Here is a 19471-nt window from a genome sequence, read left to right on the forward strand (position 1 = left end):
CTTTAGCGAACGAAACGAACCACTACGGCGGTTCCCTCAAGGACCATGGTCCCGGCGGCGGGCGCCTGATCGCGGGCGATTCCTGAACCGAGGACCTGGACGCCCAGCCCCATGCCTCCGGCCTGCTCGATGACCTTGCGCACCGGCTCACCCGTGAAGGAGGGCACGGCAATGCGCTTTCCCGCGGCAAGCACTACGCCTCCAGCCGCATTCGGAGGCGGGGGCGCAGTGGGTGCAACCAGCGGCGCTGAAGTATCTGCCGCTTTGGCTGCTTCTGCGTTCTCTTCTTCCAGTTTGGCCTTCAGCAGATGCGCATCGAGTGCCGGAGGTGCGCCTGCGGGCGCGGACGGGATTGAAGTGGCTTGCTGATTGCCGGATTGCGCAGAGGCTCGAGCCAGATCGCTCTTTGAAATTGGCGCGCGTTCCTGTGCTGGCTGATTCGCGCGCAACGGGTCATCTGCGGGCAGATTGTTCACCTCGGCGAAGAGCAAATCAAGATCGTCGACGTGAGGCTGAGGCTCATCTTCGTCGCTTGCGACGGGGGTCTGCAATTTTGCGAGTACGGCCGGTGACTTGAGTGGTTCGTCGTGCGGCACGCTCAGATATTCGAGGATTTGCTGGGCCAACTCCTGGAACACGGGCGCGCTGGCCTGCGCTCCAAAGTGCATGCTGTGTTCTGGCGAATCCATCACGATCGCCATGGTAATCGCTGGATTGTTGACCGGCGCGAAGCCGACGAACGAGGCGACGAAGTTGGTCTTCGAATAAGTGTGGGTACGAGGATCGATCTTCTGGGCCGTCCCAGTCTTGCCCGCCGCGCTGTATCCGTTGAGATGAACGGCGTCGTGCGCGGTGCCGATGAGCACCACTTCCTCCATCATTTTTCGCAACTGGGCGGCGGTCAGTTCCGAAACTACGCGCCTTGCGCCCTCCGGCAACGGGTCGGGCAAGCTGATGTCGGGATGGAAAGCCGCGGGCTTCAGCTGGGGATCGCCCTTCGCCAGCTCTGTGCTCTTGAGCAGGATGTGTGGAGGCATGTAGACCCCGCCGTTGGCGATGGTTGAAACCATGGTGACGATCTGAACAGGCGTCACAGCAACTTCCTGCCCCATGGGAATTGCGCCCATGGAGGCCGGACCCCAGTGACGCAATGGTTCCAGCAATCCCCTTGTTTCGGCGGGCAGTTCAATGCCGCTGCGGTCTCCAAAACCAAACGCGCGGATGTATTTGTAGAGATGCTCCGCGCCCACGCGCTGTCCTACGCGGATGGCGCAAACGTTGCTTGATACCGCAAGGGCCTTCCAGGCCGGAAGCATTCCGTAGTGCTCGCCGGGAGCATCATGCACGGTGTGGCCGGCAATGTTGAGCGCCCCGCCACCGCAATCCACCATGCTGTCCGGAGTGATGGCTTTTTCCTCCAGCGCTGCCGCATAGGTTACGGGTTTGAATGTCGAGCCGGGCTCGTAGACATCGCTGACCGCGAGGTTTTTCAGCAAATCTGTCGTCGCGTGGCGAAAGTCGTTCGGGTTGAAGGTCGGCCGCACGGCCAACGCAAGGATCTGACCGGTGTGCGGGTCCTGTACAACTACAGTACCGTTCAACGCATGCGTGCGTGCCATGTTCGCATCGAGCGCCTTCTCGGCCATGAATTGGATATTTTCGTCGATGGTCAGAACCAGATTTTCGCCAGGCAGCGGCTCACGCTCTTCGCTGCCAAGAACGTGGCGGCGCGCGTCAACAGCGGTGAGCATGCGGCCGGGCGTGCCATGCAGATCTTCGTCGAAATCTTCTTCGAGCCCTCCGAGGCCGTTGTCATCGATGCCGACATAGCCAAGCACCTGCGCTGCAATCTGATTATTCGGATAGAAACGCTTGAATTCTTTGACCTCGTAGACGCCCTTCAAGTTCAACGCCTTCACTTTGGCCACCAGCGCAGCGTCCTGCTTGCGGGCAATCCAGGTGAAGTTGCGTGAGGCATTTAGGCGGGCGAGAATCTGAGACGCTGAAGTGAAGCCGTCGGTCGGGTCAGTGTGGAGAAGAGAAGCTAGCTCCGTCGCAGCTTCCGGCTTATCGGCGCCGACTTCCGAAGGCACCGCAAAGATCGAATCGGCCTGAACGGTCATCGCCAGTTCATGCAGATCGCGGTCGTAGAGGACGCCGCGGCGTGGAGCCACTTCAAACGTGCGCTGCTGCTGCCTTGCGGCCCGCTCAACCCATTCGCCGTGACACACTACCTGCAGCCAGAAGAGCCGTCCACAAATGAGGATGCACCAGAAGCTGAAGAAGACGAGCACATTGAGCACGCGAAAGCGGCGCATCGGCGTAACCACGCCGGTCTTCGAAACAGCTTGTGGGATGGGCGGATTCGATGAGGGATGTTTCATACGACAAGGTTTGAAGAGTCGCGACGATTGGGGTCAATGAACATCGCCGCGATTCTTCCTCCCTTCAGCCGTCGGAGCGACGGCCTATATCATTACCATTTCCTCTCAGCGTACGGACGGAAATATGGGTGTGGCTTCTGCGAGCGCCGGCGCATTCGGATCGGATACCGCATCGGGGCGGACCACCTGGCCCGGCTGAGGCGCGGTGAGCCCGAGCTGGCGCGCCATGTGATCGATGCGCGCGGGGTCGCCAAGCTGCGCTTCGTTCAGACGGAGCTGCCGGTTCTGCTCCTCCAGTTGCTGCAGCTTCTGCTTCTCGCTTTCAATTCGATAGCCGTACTCGATGGAGCTGAGGTGCTGCCAGCCGTACATCATGATGAGCCCGAAGAGGACGGCCATGGCACAGGCAAAGAGACGCATCTCCTTGACCCGCACCGGATCGGCGGCCTTCACCAAGCGCGTGTTGTCGAAGCGCTTGACGAAGAAGATCTCAGGCGTGGGGCCGCGGCGTGCGCGCTGCTGCGCCGCGAGCAGCGAAAGATTGCGTTCCACCGCCCAGTCCTTCGACCGGCGAGTGATGCTCTCGAATCCTGTGGGGGCCGCAATTGCCTGTGTCGCCATAATGCCTCCTCCGTCGGCAGCTTCTAGCTTTTAGCCTTTAGCCGACTCGCTGCTCACTTCAATCCCGCTGCTCTAACTCAATCTCTGTCTTACACAGCTTTTCCAGCTAGAAGCTGTTCTCTCCCACTTGCGACCGGGCCTGGGCCGCTGACGTTCGGGGAGGGTCTTACGGGGCTCGTCGTACGCTTTGTCTTTCGCCGTTTGCTGCGGTAGGACGACCCAGACCCGATATTTAGGGTGTAGGGGATAGGGTTCAGGGTGCAGTCAAAATCTCTACACCCTCTACCCTGTCTCCTACACCTGGCTTTTCTCCGCTGCTCTTAACTTCGCGCTTCGAGCTCGCGGATTGCGATCCGTTTCCTCTTCTTCCGCAATAACCGGCTTGCGGGTGAGCACTTCATAAATTCCCTGCTGCGCGCCTAGCCGGATGGCGTCTTTGGCGCGGCGGTCTTCGAGTGAGTGGAAGCTGATCACCACCAGGCGTCCACCGGGCTTCAGTAACCGGGGGGCTGCACTGAGCAATGATTCGATCTCTTCCAGCTCGTCGTTCACGTAAATTCGAAGAGCTTGAAAGGTCCGCGTTGCCGGATGAATTGCATGACGGAATTTGTCATGTTTCATTGGCGGGGCCGCGGCCGATAAGATTCTGGCCAATTCTGCCGTCGTCGTAATCGGCCGGGCCCTGACAATGGCTCTGGCGATTCTCCGCGACCTCCTTTCCTCTCCGAATTCGTAAATCAGATCGGCGAGCTCTTTTTCGTCCATCTGATTTACCACTTGTGCGGCGGAGACGCCCTGGCGCGGATTCATCCGCATTTCCAAGGGGCCGTCCGCCTGAAAACTGAATCCTCTATGCGCTTCGTCGAACTGCAGCGAGCTCACGCCGAAATCGGCTAGCAGCCCATCGAGGCTGGCCGGTTCGAGAAGTTCGGCGGCCTGCGAAAACTCGACATCGTGCAGGATCACTTCCGGCATCTCCGGGCCGAGCTCTTCTCGCAATTGCTCGAGCCTGGCTTTCGCCAGTGCCATGGCTTCGGGGTCGCGGTCGAAGGCAATCAGCTTGCCCTGGGGACCAAGCAGCCGCCCGATGGCGCTCGAATGTCCTGCGAGTCCCAGGGTGGCGTCTGCATAGGTGCCGCCCCGGCGCACATTCAGGTATCGGATCGCTTGTTGTAAAAGAACCGGCACATGGCGTTCACGTTCTGTCATGCGCTCCCCCTTGGGGGTTGTTTACAGCCCAAAACTTTCGAGCATCTGCTCGTCTTCCGCGGTCATCGGCGTTTCATCGATCTGCTTCTCGAAGCTCCCGCGGTTGGTGACCTTGAGAAACGTGTGCATGCCGAAAACCAATACATCGCCTAACGTGTTCGTCTTCTCACGCAGGATCTGGGGTAATAGAACTCTTCCCTGCGTATCCATCTCTGTGGCTTGGCCGTAATAGTTGATGTAATTCATCAACTTTTTCTTGGCCGGATTGGAGTTGGGAATCGCTGCGATTTTCTGCTCGATGATTTCCCACTCTTTCATCGGGTGGATTTCAGCATCCACTCCGTCCCGGCTCGTGATGTAAAACTTGTCGCCATACTGCTTCTCGTCGATTACCCGCTTGAAGTCGGCCGGGAGCTTGAGGCGCCCCTTTTCGTCGACTCGAGTTGGGTGATTGCCGCGAAACATGGAAGTTCACATTGCCTTTCCTGTCCCGGACGTGTCATCTTTCCACAGCGTCCTAGAGGAGGTCGATTCGAGGTCATCAAGAGCCACTTTGGCCCCTTTTTGACCCCTTTCGTCCACAATCGTAGCGCAGCGATGGATCGCGTCAAAGCGGAAAAGCTGTGGATTCAGAAATTAGCGGGAAAAGCTCGGTGAGAGCGCCGGGAACCTCGGAAGAAAGCCCTATATCTAGCGCTAAATTCCTGGCAAGACCACCACATGGTGGTGTTTATAGAATTGATTCTTCCCTTCGTAATGGAGCTTGCCAGATCCTACACTTCAAGGTAAGCCGTATTCCACCAAAGTTGTAACTATTCCGATTTTTCAATCCTCGGAGCGGGCTCTTTGCTCTTCTCGCATCCGAACATAGAACATCAGGAATAGCACCACCACGATGTTGATCAGGGTGAGAACAACTTTGATCCAAGTGAAGCGGCGGATGAGCTCGAAAAGCTCCCACGGCAAGAAAGACGCCGTCAGAATGAGAGTCACGTATTCCGCCCATTTTTTGCGCAGCATCAGGCCGGTTCCCTCCAGCGTGTGCAGCCCCGCGTAAAAAAAGATCCCCGCGCTGATCTGCTTGAGGCGGTGCGGGCTGATGAGCGCGATCTTGTCCAACACGAGATTGACGAATCGGCCTTCGGGATCGAGGCGAAGAGCGGTGATGATGCGCGTGGCCTCGTCGACCAGATCCTTGTGCAGCAGCTTGATTGCGCCAATGCCCAGCAGAATGCACAGCAGCGCCTCGACCATCTTGAGCGCGCCAATGGCCATAACCCAGCGGTCCATGGAGGAAACCGTTGAGGAAGCAGCTCGCCCGTGTTTTGCAATCGAGGTAGAAGCGGACATGGAATTCAAATTCTAGCTCGCGGACCTGCGTGCCAACCGGCGAGAAGGGGTTCTCTCTAGGATAACCGCTTACGGCGCTTTATGAGCGCATCAACAGACCGCCAAGAATTGTGCACGCCCGAAAAAGACCATTCCGATTAATCAAATCCCCGAACCGGAAAGCCATCCACGAGCGAAGTCCAGCCGTACCTCTCGCGGAAGTATTCAGGGCCCGACAAAACCTCGAAAGGAAGATTTCCTATGAAAAAGTATTACGCAATCACGCTGGCGTCCGTTCTCTGTCTGGCTGGAGCCTCGGCACACGCTCAGAAAGATCCAATGGTAGGCGGAGCGGCGATGTATCCAACCAAGAACATCATCGAAAATGCTCTGAACTCGAAGGATCACACCACGCTTGTCGCTGCGGTGAAAGCGGCGAGTCTGGTGCAGACGCTCGAAGGCGCCGGCCCTTTCACCGTTTTTGCGCCAACGAACGAGGCATTCGCGAAGCTCCCCGAAGGCACCGTCGATACGCTGTTGAAGCCTGAAAACAAAGACCAGCTGGCCAAGATCCTGACCTACCATGTGGTTGCAGGCAAGGTAACCGCCAAGGACCTGATGAAGCAGATCAAGGCTGGTGGCGGAAAAGCCGAGCTGAAGACGGTCGAAGGCGGAACGCTCACGGCAAGCACAGACGGAGGCAAGATCATCCTGACCGACGAAAAGGGTGGCACGGCGACGGTTACGATTGCGAACGTCTATCAGTCGAACGGCATAATTCACGTCGTCGATTCGGTCTTGATGCCTAACTAATGTTGTCCCAAAACGGAAGTCCCGCAACTCAGGCTGCGGGACCTTTCCTTGCCGTCAGAAATGCTATGCGTCCGCAAGCGATTGGAATCACACCTGGTCCTTCACCCCGGAAGCTCTCTTTCCGATCCGGATGCCATGGGATCATTGCCAGCTGTAGTGGACAGTGTAGGAAACGTCCTGGCTACTGTGAGCGGGAACGGTGACGGGAAAGGCGATCGTGGAGCTGTCCCGCTTTTCAAAAGCAATACTCTTTTCGACGATATCCCAGTTGGCCGCGCGGAAGAGGTGCTCGACGACGTCGACGTTGACGGGCTTGTCCTTCGCGTTCTTGACGGTGATGGAGTAGGACTCGTCGATGACATGCTCCTGGTTATTGACTTTGAAATTGGTCCGCTTGCGCTCGCCGGTCACGTCGAAGGCGCTGCCTGTGGTGAGCTTGACCTTTTCATCTTCCGGCGTGTGATTGATAGCGTTTTCTCCGACAAATTCCATTTGCCCGTCGGCATCGCGGCGATAAAAACGCATGGTCCCCGCTGGCAGCGGCATGCCGAGATGATTTTTCTTGCTATTGATGAATTCCTGCTCTACATGCACCTGCTTGCCGCTGGCAGACCCGAACTCCAATTGTGTGTAGACGCCTTCGCCGATGGGGCCGGGTAAATTCTCGGCGCCGTCGTAGATGTATCTGCGAGTAACGGGAATCGCCGAAGCTCGAATGAACTCGATCTGCTTGGTCTCGCGGTCTTTGAGCGTCACCTGGCGGTTCAGGTCGTAGAGGTGGAAGTCGTCGAAGGATTTTTGAGTCACAGGCGATGGCGCAGCTTGATCCATCGTTAACATTCCAGCCATTGCGCGGAACATCGGTCGAGGCGGAGGCGGAGCTGTCGCAACGTTCCCTGCCATCAGCTTCACTTTCGCATCGGTGAAATCGGTGCCGCTATTGTTGCTGATCGTCACCCAGCCGACCATATCCATCCTTTCGTCGCCGGAGGTGGAGGCTTCCTCGCCTGAAGCAACGACGTTGTAGGTGGCGTTCCACGTGAAACCGTGGGTGAGGTAACTGAGTTCGGCGGGGAAATGCGCGGCGCTGTCGGAAAAAATCTGCCAACGCAGGGTCGGCTTAAGCAGCAGGCCGTCAATCGAAGCGGGGAAAACCGGTATACCGGGGAGCTGAAATTGCAGTTTACCGTCAACCTCGATCATCGGGGAGATGCCGGGACTGGGAGCGCGCACAATCTTGCCCGGAGTCGTCACCAGCCGCTGGCCTTCCTGGTCGCTTCGATAAAGCAGGTTCTGAAAATCGATTGTCTGCCCCTCAAAATGGCGCAGAAGCGCATCCTGATCGATCACGGCAGCATCGTAATTCTGCTCCAGGATGTCAATCACCCTGCTGCCGCTCGGGTCGCGCAGCACAACTGAATCCGGCTCTAGTTGCCGGGTTACCTGGGTCGTAGTCACCTCGCTGCTTCCCCGCTTGAGATCAAGATCAATCATGGTTCGTGCGACCGCCAGATCGCTGTTGTAGATCGTCAGCGAAGTGCCGGTGGCTTGATTGGCCGGAGAAGAGTCTGCGGTCTGGTTATGCTGCGCGAATCCGGGAATCGAAACAGCAAGGAGAAAGACAGCGAGAGCCTTTGCTTTCAGACCACACCTCCACAATGCATTGCTTTAGACACCGTAGGATACAGGTTTGTTTGGGGAACGGCTGTCCCTGGTCCGACATCGCGCCCATGTCTCAGAGGCGAGACAGGCAGCACCCGCAATCCTGGATGAGATGACATCGCCATGAAACCTCAAGGAGTGTTCACCCTATGAACCTCGTCCTGGTCAATAGACGGGCGATACCTCGATTTGTGTATGGTGTAAGGCATGGTGCATCGCTTCACAGCGAGCCAGTGGCTCCCCTACCCCGTTCCGTTTGTCTTCGCGTTCCTGGCTGACCCGCAAAACCTGCCTGGGTTGATGCCGCGATGGCAGAATGCCCGGGTGGAAGAGGTGCACATCGTCGCACCTCCGGCCCCTGCGAATGAGTTCAGGGCAGGTAAGCTGCGCGGAGCGTCAGCCGGAGCGGGCTCGACCATCACCCTCAGCTTCCGGCCATTTCCCCTTTCTCCCATTCGTCTATCCTGGGAGGCTGTGATCTCGGAGTTCGCGTGGAACGATCGTTTCTGCGATGTGCAGCAACGCGGGCCATTCGCCGCGTGGCGGCATTGTCATTCCGTAAAGGCGGAGCGGCGCGCTCCGGGCGACGGAACAGCCATCACCGACGACGTGAGCTACGAGATGAAGTTCGGCGCGCTGGGTGAGCGCGCCCACTCGCTCTTCATGGAGGGGCAGATCAAAAAGACATTCGCGTATAGGCAGCGACGGATGGCAGAAATCTTCGACCGGATCGCACCTGCCGCGATGAAGCTGGCGCGGTGAGCATTCTCATTCGTACGCAGCTCTTGCCGGGATTCTTCGCTGCGCCCAGATTGACGGCCTAACCGGAAGGCCACAAGCCCGCTGGTCGAAAACCTAGTGAGCGACCAGTCTTCTTCCTTTGCTGGCCTTGAGGTAGGGTTCCAGCTTCTCAAGCGCAGCCTCGACGCTGATTCCATTCTTGGCGCGCAGCTGTTCAACCTTCCCGTGCTCGACGAAGTGGTCGGGCCACCCGATGCGAACAACGGGGACTGTGAAATTCATCTCGCTGAGTGCTTCAAGCACGGCGCTCCCGAATCCCCCCATCAGTACGTGGTCTTCGAAGGTAACGAAGGCCGACACACGCTGGGCATAGCTGGCCAGCAGATCGCGGTCGAGCGGCTTCACGAATCGCGGATTAATGACAGCGGCCGAGATTCCCTCTGCCTCCAACCGGTGGGCCAGCTCATCCGCCATGGGCAGCAACGCTCCGAGCCCGAGAATCGCAATCTCTTCGCCGTCGCGAATGACTTCAGCTTTGCCGATGGGCAGCGCAGCAGGATGAGCCTTGACGGCGGTTCCGGGTCCCGTTCCGCGGGGGTATCGCACCGCTGCAGGTCCATCGTGGAGCATCGCCGTGTAGAGCATGTCGGCGAGCTCGTCCTCGTCTTTGGGAACCATGTGGATGATATTGGGGATGCTGCGCAGATAGCTGATGTCGAAGAGACCGTGATGTGTTGCGCCGTCGTCGCCGCTGAGCCCTCCGCGGTCCATGCAGAAGACGACGGGCAGGTTCTGCAGGCAGACGTCGTGCACGATGGGATCGAAGGCTCGTTGCAGAAAGGTCGAGTAGATGGCGCAGAAGGGCTTGTATCCGCGCGTCGCCATGCCGGCAGCAAAGATGACGGCATGCTCTTCGGCGATGCCCACATCGAAATATTTCGCCGGGTGATGCGGGCGGAAAAGATCGAGCGCGGTGCCGTTGGGCATGGCTCCGGTAATCGCAACTATCTTGTCGTTCTCGTTGGCCAGCTTAACCAGCGTGTCGGCGAAGATTTCCGAATAAGTTTTCTGCCCGGTGGGATTGGTCTCGCCGGTTTCCGGATGATAAGGCCCAAGGCCGTGAAACTTCTTCTGCTTATCGAGCGCCGGCTGAAAACCCCGGCCTTTCTGGGTAATCGCGTGCAGCAGAACTGGCTTGTCCTGCTGCTTGAGGAACTTGAAGGTTTCGATGAGCAGGCCGATGTTGTGGCCATCGAGCGGACCGTAGTAGGTGAGGCCGAATTCTTCGAAGAATACGGACGGCCAGAGCATGCCCTTGGCGGCTTCCTCGGCGCGACGCACAACATTGATTGCGGTTTTGCCGCCGAGCTTGTGCAGCAGGCGCGCCGCGCTGTCATGCAAGTGCGTGACGTGCTGGTTGGTGACGATCTTGTGAAGATAAGTTGCGATGGCACCCACGTTGCGATCGATGGACCACTCATTGTCGTTGAGAACGACGATGAGGCGTTTGGTGTGCTCCGAAATATTATTCAGCGCTTCGAAGGTGATGCCGTTAGTGAAAGCGGCGTCGCCGGCTAGCGCAACGATGTTTTCCTTGCCTCCGGCGAGATCGCGGGCCGCCGCCATGCCCAGCGCTGCGGAAAGAGCGGTTCCCGCATGGCCAGCTCCGTAAGCATCGTGCTCGCTTTCCGTGCGCAGCATGAAGCCGTTGAGACCGCCCGGCTGGCGAATGGTTTCAAACCGCTCGCGACGCCCGGTAAGAAGTTTATGGACGTAGGCCTGGTGGCTGACGTCGAAGACAAACTTGTCGGTAGGCGTATCGAAGACGTAATGCATGGCAAGCGTGAGTTCAACCACGCCAAGGTTAGGGCCGAGATGGCCGCCGGTCTTCGAAAGGGCAAGGATGAGTCGCTCGCGAATCTCCTGCGCAAGCTGTTCCAGCTGGGGGATAGAGAACGATTTGATGTCCGCGGGGGTGTGAACTTGATCGAGTAGATTGCCCATGTATAAATTGAAGATGCCCTCCTGGTTAAACACCAGACAGCAGTGCCTGTCGCTCTAAGCAAACCCAAATATCAAAAAAGACCCCTTTCTTTGGGGTCCGTCATAGCACAGGTCGACAGGTTTTCTTCCTCCGCTCAGTATATCAAGTTGGCGATAGGTTCGGGAGGAGAGCATTGGCAGCAACTAGATAGCCACGAACGCGGCCGCCGCCATGGCGTCGCTCTGGCTATTCAACGATGGCTGGTAAGCGCGCGCCTCCGCGCAACCGTCCTGCCAACCATATGGCCAGGAGGACGAGTGCGCCGCCTAAAAGCTGCAAGGGAGTCATACGCTCGCCAAAGAGCAGGAAGGCGAGGATCGCGGACATGGGCGCAACCGCCAGCAGCAATACCGAGGTGATGGTGGCGGGAAGGTGGCCAAGCGCATAGGTCAAGGAGAGATAGCCGATCACCTGGCAGACAAGCGCGAGACCGAAGACTGCTCCCCAGGACGCAACGCTCGGGACATGAAAGGAGGTATGCGTGAACAGCACAATGGGCAAAAGCGTAATCGCCGATGCGGTGGAGGACATGGCGAGCAGAGCGACGCTGTCCATCGTGTCCCGCAGCCGCTGCGTGACCATCAGATAAAGCGCGAAGCAGATCGACGTACAGAAAGCGAGCATGTCGCCGGTTAACTCGAGTCCCAGGCGCTTCGCATCCACCCGCATGATCAGCATGGTTCCAATCGAAGCGACGGCCAGAGCGGTCCAGAAGGTACGAGGAGGCGACTTTCGGGTGATCGCCCAGGTAAGCAGGCCAACGAAGACCGGCGCATTGTTGCCGAGCAGTGTCGCTGCGCCTGCCGTGGTATGAAGAACGGCAATGTTGTACGTGCCGACATCGCCGGCAAAGAAGAGACCGCCGAGAGCCGCGAGGCGGAGCGTAGGCATGTCGAAACGGCGTGATGGGGATTTCGAAAGAAGCGCGAGCGGCCAGAGGACGACTGCTGCGAAAAAGACGCGATAAAAGGCCGAGGCGAGTCCCGGCATGTGAGTCCAGCGCACGAAGATCGCGGACCATGCGATGGCGATGACTCCGACGGCCAATGCGGCATAGGCGCGAACGCCGTGGTCACTGGACATCCGTAACCATGGAGCGCACTTCGGGCGACGGCAGCTCGGAGCCGAATTCACCCTCCCACCGCGCGACGACGGCGGAGGCGAGGCAGTTGCCTACGACATTCACTACCGTCCGACCCATGTCCATGAGAGCGTCGATGCCCAGAAGGACAAAAATCGGGCCTTCCGGCAATCCGAAGATGGAAGCCGTCGCGAGCAGGACAACGAGGACGGCGCGGGGCACTCCGGCGACGCCCTTGCTGGTAAGCATTAGCGTACCGAGCATGACGATCTGCTGCGAGAGGCTGAGGTGGATTCCGGCCGCCTGTGCCACGAAGATCGAAGCCAGGGCCAGATATAGCGCTGAGCCGGCCAGGTTGAAGCTGTATCCCGTGGGGATCACGAAGGCGACGATCTTGCGCGGCACGCCGAAGGCCTCCATCGCCTCCATCGCTCGGGGTAAAGCAGCTTCGGAGGTGCTGGTGGCGAAGGCGATGGTGGCAGGCTCGGCCACAAAGGCGAGAAATCGTCGCACGGGAATGCGGGCCAGCAATGCCGCGGGAAGCATACCCAGAAGCCCGAAGGCAATCAGCGCGGCATAAAGCGTGAGCAACAGCTTGCCCAGGTTGAGGATGACGCCGAGACCGGAGTGGGCGATGGTATAGGCTAGGGCAGCGCCGACTCCAATCGGAGCGAAATACATCACCAGATTGGTGAAGGCGAACATGGTTTCAGTCAGCGACTCAGCGAGGCGCAACAGCGGGGCTCGCTTTTCTTCACTGAGACGCCCCAGAGCGAGGCCAAACAAAATAGCAAAGACGGCGACCTGAAGAATCTGATTGTCGGCGACCGCTTTGGCAATGTTTTCCGGGAAAATGCGCAGGAGAAATTGCTGCCAGTTCAATGTTTCCGGTTGCGGCAGAGCACCGGCTTCGGAGTGAGCAGGATGAGCTTCAAGATGCTGCGCGACGATGGCACTAGAGTCAGCCGGCGCATTCAGGCCGACTCCAGCCTTGGAAATATTGATGGCGACCAGGCCGATCACCAGCGCGACCGTGGTAAGAACTTCGAAGTAAATCAGGGATTTCAATCCGAGCCGGCCGACGCTGCGGAGCTGTCCGTGCCCGCAGATGCCGGTAACCAGCGTTCCGAAGATAAGGGGCGCCACGATGACCTTGATCAGGCGCAGGAAGATGTCGCTAAGCACACGGAGCGACGAGGCGAGATGCGGCGCGTCCAGGCCGAGCTCGACCCCGGCAATCATCCCGAAGAAGATCCAGACTGTGAGGCTGCGGCGACGCAGCGCGTAAGCGAGGAAAGCAGCGATTCCCGCCAAGCGGATCGCCTCTCCGGCGTGAGAGAACGACTGCTGGGCGAAAATCGCTCCCAACGCATAGAGCACAATGCCGACTGCGATGAATAAGTGCCGTTGACTCTTCAGCATCGATTTCGCACGTCTGGATCCCGTTCTATCAACATGTTTATCGCCGCGAAGAGCGCGGCGTTTCTAGGCGAGTATCTCAGAATGATCGGTTTGGATAGCATAGTGTCGGGGATCGGAATTTTTGGACCTGATCTTTGCATAGTACCGGAGGTATTTCGTGAGCCGCCTCACACTTCTCTGCTTATCGATGGTCTTCGCCGCTCCTCTTGCAGCCAGCGCGCAGGTTGGAATCGATCCGCTATCGTCCTCCCCATCTCCCGCAAATGCACTGACCAATCCGTCTTATAAGGTGGATATTGCGTTCCTGTTCGATCTCGAGAAGAAGTTTGCCCACGATACTGCGACCGGCGGAGGGGCGGCCTTCGCGAAATGGTTCGCCGACGATGCGGTGACGTTGGCCGACAGTGAGGCGCCGGTCATCGGCCTTGCGGCAATTGCGGCCAATACGACCTGGTCGGCGGATCAGTATCAGCTGATCTGGACCCCGGATGGGGGCCGAATGAGCCCCGCAGGTGACATGGGATTCACCTGGGGACACTATGCCGGACACGGGAAGGACCGGAACGGCAATGCAGTCGATACCGGCGGCCGATACATGACCGTCTGGAAGAGGCAGGCTGACGGCACGTGGAAAGTGGAGCTCGACGCGAGCAACCGGGAGCCCGCTCAAAAGGATGATTGCTGCAAGCTGCCTTAGCCGCGTTTCTTCCACTACCGCCCTCGGATATCTGGAGCGGATATCCGGAGCGGATTCACCGCCAGAGCGGCTATAATCTGCTCTATCGCAGTCGAACTGCAGGTCCCTCCACTCCATGATGTTCCGGCCGGAATGGCCGAAGCTGTTCTGGGACCGAAGGAGTGTGCCGTTGTTTAGCACAACGACACGATGGGAGAAGATCGAAGTGGGATCGATCCCTTCAGCCGCATCAACATTTGGTGAAATCGCGTTTATTTAGAGCGCCCGGTTCCCACTAAAGTGGGAGAGTCTCCCGGATCAGGCTTTTGACACAATTCTCTCTGAGAAAGCATCTCAGCTGAATGCCAGACAGCACGACAAGCCTAAATCATAGTGAGGTGGAGCGACTCAAGGCTCTGCTGCATTACGAAATTCTGGACACCCCTCCGGACCCTGCGCTGACCGAAATCGCAGCACTCGCGGCGCAGATAACTCACGCCCCGTACGCTTATATCGGGTTTGCAGATGCCTCTCGCCTGTGGTTCAAAGCGTGTATTGGTTTTTCGGAATCTGAGCAGCCAATCATCTCTTCCGCCTGCCAGTTCACCATGCTTGCTGCGCAGCCTCTGCTGATTGAAGACGCAGCGAACGATGCGCGCTTCCCGGCCGGCGCAATTCCATTGGGAAAAAACATCCGTTGCCGATCATACCTGGCCTCACCGCTCGTGACTTCTTCCGGCGTAGTCCTCGGAGCCCTGGCGGTGCTTTCTCCCGATCCCGGTGCTTTCCGAATCGCCGACGGGACGGCCCTCGAAGTTTTGACGCGACAGATTCTCACCCGGCTCGATTACTACAGCAGCACCCGCCGAGAGGGGCAAGCGCGCAGGCGAGTGGAAGAGGCGCTGACCGCCGAAAGAAATTTTGTCTCCGCCGTGTTGGATACGATCAGTGCCTTGGTTCTGGTGCTGGATACTTCGGGCCGCATCGTTCGTTTCAATCGCGCCTGCGAACAGATTTCTGGATTTTCCTTTGCGGAGTTAATGGGCCGGCCCTTCCCCGAGGAGCTTTTTGGCCCCGACGACCGTGTTCGTGCCCGTGAACTCTTCGATGCCGCACGGAGTGGAGCGGCGGCTGAACCGTTTGAGCTGCACTGGATTTCGAAAGAGAGCTCCCGGCGGCGTATTGCATGGACCGCAACCACCTTGATGGATGCAGCGGGGACCATCAACTACATCATCGCCACCGGAGTGGATGTAACCGAGCAGCGTGAGGCGGAGCTGGCTCTGCGCTCCAGCGAGCTACGCTACCGCCAGCTGATCGAAGGCTCGCTGGGCATGATCTGCACCCACGACCTCAATGGATACCTGCTATCCATCAATGCACATGCAGCAGCAACCATGGGATACACGCCCGAGGAGCTGGTCGGCCGCTACATGCTGGACTTCATTCAGATCAGTCATCGCCAGGGATGGGAGACTTATTGGAAGGCAATGGCCGAATATGGCGAAGACCAGGGCTTGCTTTATATCAACAGGAAAGACGGAACTCCCTGCGTCATTGCCTTCCGCAATAAGCTGGTGCAGTTGCCCGGTTCTCCTCCCTTCGTTCTGGGGCATGGCATCGACATGACGGAGAAGATCGATGCCGAGAACAAGCTGCATGCACTTATGCGTCAGCGTGAATCGATTCTCGACTCGGTCGGCGACGGCATTTATGGAATCGATATGGAGGGCCGCATCGTTTTCGTAAATCAGGTCGGCGCTCACATTCTCGGCTATACGCCGGAAGAGCTGCAAGGTCAGTTGATCCATCCACTGATTCATCACAGCAAAAGCGATGGAACGCCGTATCGGGACGAGGAGTGCCCGATCCTGAACACCCTCCACCGGAATCATCCGGCCCGGGTTCGCGATGAGGTTTTCTGGCGGCGCGACGGCAGCTCCGTTCCGATCGAATATGTTGCATGTCCCCTGATCGACGACGGCAAGATAACGGGAGCCGTGGTCGCCTATCAGGACGTTACCGAGAGGCGGCGGCTGGAGCGCATGAAGGATGAATTTATCTCGACCGTAAGCCACGAGCTGCGCACCCCGCTCACCTCGCTGCGCGCGGCTCTGGGCCTGGTCGCAAGCGGAGCACTCGCATCGCGGCCGGAGAAGAACGAACAGATGATCGAAGTTGCGATGGGCAACTGCAACCGCCTGGTAAATCTCGTGAACGACATTCTGGACTTCGAGCGAATCGGCACTGGCAAGCTTCGCCTCGATTCGTCCGATATAACCGCCAGCGAATTGCTGCGGAGAGCGACAGAGCGCGAACTTACCGATGCCCAACGAGCCGGACTACGCTTCCGCATTGAAGCCGAGCCCATCAACCTGTGGGTGGACAGCGAACGCATCGTACAGACGCTAACCAAGCTGCTGGCCAATGCCATCAAGTTTTCTCCCCCCAATAGCGAGATTCGCCTGAGAGCGCAAGCCATCAGCGAAACTGAAGCGCTGATCGAAGTTCAGGACCAGGGCCGCGGCATTCCGGCGGAGATGCTGGACAACATCTTCGAGCGCTTCCAGCAGGGCGATGCGTCGGACTCCCGCGCCAGCGGTGGCACCGGTCTGGGGCTCGCTCTGTGCCGCAGCCTGGTAGGGCTGCACGGAGGAAAGATCTGGGCCGAAAGCACGGTTGGCCTGGGCAGTTCCTTCTTCTTCACAGTGCCGCGTACTCGCCATCGCTCGAAACAGATCGTGAATTAGACTTTAGCCGCACACAATCACGGAACCTGCCGGTTCCGTTCTTCGTAATCCTCGATGACATGCAGCAACTCTATAGCTGGTCGTGGATCGAAGCCCAGGTTGCGCAGACCATCGAAGTCTGGAAGGGCTGCGCCTCGAACTCAGCGCGAAGCGGTCCGCGATATACCGCGAATGAGCAAGAGGTCCGCGAGGCAGCCTATGACGAGGCACTGGCAACCGTCGAGCGCGAAATAAAGAAGACTCCCCGGAACAGAGCGGACCGCATTGCAACGCAGGATCGCCTCATAGCATCGTTCGGCCGATTCTCCGCTTCGGCGCTCGATCTGAACCCGGCGGCGGTCGAGCTTCTGACCAAAGATTTCCTACCGGTTGGCACCACGCTCGCGCAGTGGGCAAGACGCTTCGACGCAAATCTGAGCATGGCCGACATCATTCAGGCATGCCGAAACGCGTGGACCGCGTGCGGACTGCAGCCGCTGCTGGGCGAGCCCGTAAAAATCACTCCGTCGATTCTGGGATACAGCCTTCTCTATCCCTACAGCGACAACTACCTCGACCGTGAGGACATTTCTGCAGAAGCCAAACTCAGCTTCAGCGAACGCTTCCAGAGGCGTCTCCGAGGTGATATTCCCGTTGCACAAAACGATCGGGAAGCAGCGCTGTGGAGGCTGGTGAGCGTGATCGAAGCGCAGTATCCGCGTGCGAGATACGCTGCGGTCTTCGATTGTCTGCTGGCCATTCACCGCGCGCAGGAGGAGAGCATCGCCCAGCTGGCGAGCTCCAGCCAGTGCAGCGATGACGAAGTGTTGCGCATGAGCTGCGCGAAGGGGGGCAGCTCGGTGCTGGCCGACGCTTGTTTGGCTCGTGGCTGGCTCGATGAGGAACAACGCCGGTTCTCGTTCGAGTGGGGCGTCCTCTTGCAATTGGGAGACGATCTCCAGGATGTGCGCGAGGATCTGCGGCGCGGCTCGGTGACCTTGTTTTCTCGCGCGGCTGCTCAGGGCCAGCCGTTGGATCGGCTGGCGATTCGACTCCTCAATTTCAGCGAGGCCGTAGGCGCCAGGATGGACTTATTGCCCGACGGAACTTCCACGCTGAAAGGGCTGCTGAAGATGAGCTGGCGATCGTTGATCGTGCGAGCTGTTGCCGACTCACATGAGTTCTTCTCTCCCGAATTTTTAAAGGAAGCCGAGTCGCGTTCTCCCTTTCGATTTGAGTTTCTTCGCGCGAGGCAACAGCGACTGACCAGCCGGCAGGGGCTTTATGCAAAGCTTTTCGATGCTTTCCTAGAAGAATGTGACGATCACGATACGAGCCTGTCGCTCCCGGATTGCAGCAATCTTTATCGCGAACTCGAGAATGGCCCGGGCGCGGTTGTCACGGAGTAGCGTCCTCAACGGTCTTTAAAAGCCGCATTTTCGTTTTATGGACATCTACGTTCTGGAAAGGCGTTCCCGCCCCGATATTGGGGGAGTAAGATAGTCGCATGAGGCGCTTTTCCGCGGTTGCGCTGCTTCTGACCGGACTCGCACTACCCGCGTGCGCGCAGCGGGGCGGAGGTCACGGTGGCGGATTCAGCGGCCATGCAGCGTCTTCCTTCCATAGCGGATTCAGCGCGCCTTCGGCTTCAGGATTCGCGAGCGCTCCCCGTTTCGGCGGCAGCGCATCCTTCAGACCTCCAGCCGCGGTACCTGGTTTTGGCGCATCGGCAGCGCGTAATTTCTATTCCGCAGGACGAGCGCCTTACTCCGGGGGACGGTCACCGTATTCGGGATCCAACCGCTATCGCAGGGGCTATAACTCTCCGTACTTTCTCTCCTCGCCTTACTTTTATCCTGGCTATTATCCAGGTTATTATCCGTGGTCGGGATACGACTCGCTGCCTGACTCGAGTGATTATGCTCCTGCAGCCAACGATGTCCAGCAGGCCTACGCTCCGCAGCAGGAATTTGCCGGAGACCAGCGGCCTCGCATGCCCTACTTCGGCTCTGCGCAGGGGCCGAGTGCGGTTCAGGTCCCGCAAAACGAAGATGCGGTCACACTCGTGTTCAGAGACGGACGGCCGTCGGAGCAGATTCATAACTATGCTCTGACTCGCACCACGCTCTACGTGCTCGACGAGCATCGTCGCGATATCTCCGTGGATGAGCTTGACCTCGATGCTACGGCGAAGGTGAATCGCGACGCAGGCGTGGACTTTCAGTTGCCCATCGCGAGATAGTCTCCGTCAAGCCTAAAGCACGCGATGAAAGTACCAGAAATGTTCTTCCCGAACATAGCCGAGCTTGCGGTAGATGCTCTGCGCCGCTGCGTTGTCATGCGCCGTGGATAAGGTGATCCGCTCCGCACCGGTGCTGCTCGCGAACTCTTCGGCATGGCGCAGCAGGCTGATAGCAATTCCCTGGCCGCGTGCGGACGGATCAACGTACAGGTCTTCGAGCAGCCAGATGGGACGCATGGCCAGCGTATTCGTCGACGGCATGAGATGCATGAAGGCCATAGCTTCTGCATCCTTCTCGGCAGAAGAACTGAAGGCCAGGAAGTATGCGCCGGCGCCGCGCTGGATGCGGTCGCGAAGGAATTCTTCGGACGCTTCCGAAGCCGCAGGCTCTCCGTAGAAGAGACGATAGCTCACGTAGAGCTTCGTCAACGCGGCGATGTCGGGCAACGCAGCAGCGCGAATGATCGCCGGCTGTCCATGGATGGTCATCCTTTTCCGTCCGATGCAGCTATCAGAAG

At 58.5% G+C, this 19471-nt stretch carries 16 protein-coding genes; 6 read left to right on the plus strand and 10 right to left on the minus strand.

Annotated elements, in window-relative coordinates; all coding sequences use genetic code 11:
- Window positions 1–2: 2 nt before the first annotated feature.
- The 5 genes from XX99_RS11930 to XX99_RS11950 form a co-directional block, all read right to left on the minus strand.
- Window positions 3–2384, minus strand: a complete 2382-nt coding sequence (locus XX99_RS11930; RefSeq protein WP_231581296.1) for a penicillin-binding transpeptidase domain-containing protein — start codon at window positions 2382–2384, stop codon at window positions 3–5.
- Between the two features lie 105 nt (window positions 2385–2489).
- On the minus strand, window positions 2490–3005 hold the full coding sequence (locus XX99_RS11935; RefSeq protein WP_050059618.1) for an FtsB/FtsL family cell division protein: 516 nt from the start codon (window positions 3003–3005) through the stop codon (window positions 2490–2492).
- 294 nt (window positions 3006–3299) lie between these two features.
- Window positions 3300–4214: a 16S rRNA (cytosine(1402)-N(4))-methyltransferase RsmH gene (rsmH, locus tag XX99_RS11940; RefSeq protein WP_050059619.1), complete on the minus strand. Its 915-nt coding sequence runs from the start codon at window positions 4212–4214 to the stop codon at window positions 3300–3302.
- Window positions 4215–4235: 21 nt separating this feature from the next.
- On the minus strand, window positions 4236–4679 hold the full coding sequence (locus XX99_RS11945; RefSeq protein WP_050059620.1) for a division/cell wall cluster transcriptional repressor MraZ: 444 nt from the start codon (window positions 4677–4679) through the stop codon (window positions 4236–4238).
- A 360-nt stretch (window positions 4680–5039) separates the two neighbouring features.
- On the minus strand, window positions 5040–5564 hold the full coding sequence (locus XX99_RS11950; protein WP_231581298.1) for a DUF2127 domain-containing protein: 525 nt from the start codon (window positions 5562–5564) through the stop codon (window positions 5040–5042).
- A 240-nt stretch (window positions 5565–5804) separates the two neighbouring features.
- Between XX99_RS11950 and XX99_RS11955 the strand changes: the two genes are divergently transcribed.
- Complete coding sequence (locus XX99_RS11955; protein WP_050059622.1) at window positions 5805–6356, plus strand: fasciclin domain-containing protein; 552 nt, start codon at window positions 5805–5807, stop codon at window positions 6354–6356.
- A gap of 141 nt (window positions 6357–6497) precedes the next feature.
- On the opposite strand, the gene XX99_RS11960 is transcribed toward XX99_RS11955, so the two are convergent.
- A complete protein-coding gene (locus XX99_RS11960) occupies window positions 6498–8015 on the minus strand; it encodes a DUF4139 domain-containing protein (protein ID WP_050059623.1) in 1518 nt (505 codons plus the stop codon).
- 210 nt (window positions 8016–8225) lie between these two features.
- Here XX99_RS11960 and XX99_RS11965 point away from each other — a divergent pair, with 210 nt between their 5' ends.
- Window positions 8226–8780 (plus strand): SRPBCC family protein, encoded by a 555-nt coding sequence (locus XX99_RS11965; protein ID WP_050059624.1) that lies wholly within the window; start codon window positions 8226–8228, stop codon window positions 8778–8780.
- 93 nt (window positions 8781–8873) lie between these two features.
- Here XX99_RS11965 and dxs read toward each other — a convergent pair whose 3' ends face one another.
- From dxs to XX99_RS11980, 3 genes are all read right to left on the minus strand, one after another.
- Entirely contained in the window at window positions 8874–10763 is a 1890-nt protein-coding gene (dxs, locus tag XX99_RS11970; RefSeq protein WP_050059625.1) for a 1-deoxy-D-xylulose-5-phosphate synthase, read from the minus strand.
- Window positions 10764–10989: 226 nt separating this feature from the next.
- Complete coding sequence (locus tag XX99_RS11975; RefSeq protein ID WP_050059626.1) at window positions 10990–11886, minus strand: DMT family transporter; 897 nt, start codon at window positions 11884–11886, stop codon at window positions 10990–10992.
- Window positions 11876–13306: a dicarboxylate/amino acid:cation symporter gene (locus XX99_RS11980; protein ID WP_050059627.1), complete on the minus strand. Its 1431-nt coding sequence runs from the start codon at window positions 13304–13306 to the stop codon at window positions 11876–11878. Before XX99_RS11980 ends, XX99_RS11975 begins: the two co-directional genes overlap by 11 nt.
- A 157-nt stretch (window positions 13307–13463) precedes the next feature.
- On the opposite strand from XX99_RS11980, the gene XX99_RS11985 reads away from it, so the two are divergent.
- From XX99_RS11985 to XX99_RS12000, 4 genes are all read left to right on the plus strand, one after another.
- A complete protein-coding gene (locus XX99_RS11985) occupies window positions 13464–14003 on the plus strand; it encodes a YybH family protein (protein WP_231581300.1) in 540 nt (179 codons plus the stop codon).
- Between the two features lie 341 nt (window positions 14004–14344).
- Window positions 14345–16732 carry a PAS domain S-box protein gene (locus tag XX99_RS11990; RefSeq protein ID WP_050059629.1) on the plus strand — a complete coding sequence of 796 codons (2388 nt, stop codon included), beginning with the start codon at window positions 14345–14347 and terminating at the stop codon, window positions 16730–16732.
- A gap of 59 nt (window positions 16733–16791) precedes the next feature.
- On the plus strand, window positions 16792–18120 hold the full coding sequence (locus XX99_RS11995; RefSeq protein WP_050059630.1) for a hypothetical protein: 1329 nt from the start codon (window positions 16792–16794) through the stop codon (window positions 18118–18120).
- A 98-nt stretch (window positions 18121–18218) separates the two neighbouring features.
- The gene (locus XX99_RS12000; protein ID WP_050059631.1) at window positions 18219–18953 is read left to right on the plus strand and encodes a hypothetical protein; all 735 of its coding nucleotides are present in this window, start codon (window positions 18219–18221) and stop codon (window positions 18951–18953) included.
- A 12-nt stretch (window positions 18954–18965) separates the two neighbouring features.
- On the opposite strand, the gene XX99_RS12005 is transcribed toward XX99_RS12000, so the two are convergent.
- Window positions 18966–19442 (minus strand): GNAT family N-acetyltransferase, encoded by a 477-nt coding sequence (locus XX99_RS12005; RefSeq protein ID WP_050059632.1) that lies wholly within the window; start codon window positions 19440–19442, stop codon window positions 18966–18968.
- Window positions 19443–19471: the final 29 nt, after the last annotated feature.

Source organism: Silvibacterium bohemicum, from assembly GCF_001006305.1.
In the GTDB taxonomy this organism is placed as follows: Bacteria; Acidobacteriota; Terriglobia; order Terriglobales; family Acidobacteriaceae; genus Silvibacterium; species Silvibacterium bohemicum.

Bases quoted from the DNA above. Each gene is read 5' to 3' on its own strand.
- XX99_RS11935 (WP_050059618.1), bottom strand. From the start codon at position 3,005: ATGGCGACACAGGCAATTGCGGCCCCCACAGGATTCGAGAGCATCACT.
- XX99_RS11930 (WP_231581296.1), bottom strand. From the start codon at position 2,384: ATGAAACATCCCTCATCGAATCCGCCCATCCCACAAGCTGTTTCGAAG.
- XX99_RS11950 (WP_231581298.1), bottom strand. From the start codon at position 5,564: ATGTCCGCTTCTACCTCGATTGCAAAACACGGGCGAGCTGCTTCCTCA.
- XX99_RS11990 (WP_050059629.1), top strand. From the start codon at position 14,345: ATGCCAGACAGCACGACAAGCCTAAATCATAGTGAGGTGGAGCGACTC.
- XX99_RS12005 (WP_050059632.1), bottom strand. From the start codon at position 19,442: ATGACCATCCATGGACAGCCGGCGATCATTCGCGCTGCTGCGTTGCCC.
- XX99_RS11945 (WP_050059620.1), bottom strand. From the start codon at position 4,679: ATGTTTCGCGGCAATCACCCAACTCGAGTCGACGAAAAGGGGCGCCTC.
- XX99_RS12000 (WP_050059631.1), top strand. From the start codon at position 18,219: ATGAGGCGCTTTTCCGCGGTTGCGCTGCTTCTGACCGGACTCGCACTA.
- XX99_RS11980 (WP_050059627.1), bottom strand. From the start codon at position 13,306: ATGCTGAAGAGTCAACGGCACTTATTCATCGCAGTCGGCATTGTGCTC.
- XX99_RS11955 (WP_050059622.1), top strand. From the start codon at position 5,805: ATGAAAAAGTATTACGCAATCACGCTGGCGTCCGTTCTCTGTCTGGCT.
- dxs (WP_050059625.1), bottom strand. From the start codon at position 10,763: ATGGGCAATCTACTCGATCAAGTTCACACCCCCGCGGACATCAAATCG.
- XX99_RS11975 (WP_050059626.1), bottom strand. From the start codon at position 11,886: ATGTCCAGTGACCACGGCGTTCGCGCCTATGCCGCATTGGCCGTCGGA.
- rsmH (WP_050059619.1), bottom strand. From the start codon at position 4,214: ATGACAGAACGTGAACGCCATGTGCCGGTTCTTTTACAACAAGCGATC.
- XX99_RS11965 (WP_050059624.1), top strand. From the start codon at position 8,226: ATGGTGCATCGCTTCACAGCGAGCCAGTGGCTCCCCTACCCCGTTCCG.
- XX99_RS11995 (WP_050059630.1), top strand. From the start codon at position 16,792: ATGCAGCAACTCTATAGCTGGTCGTGGATCGAAGCCCAGGTTGCGCAG.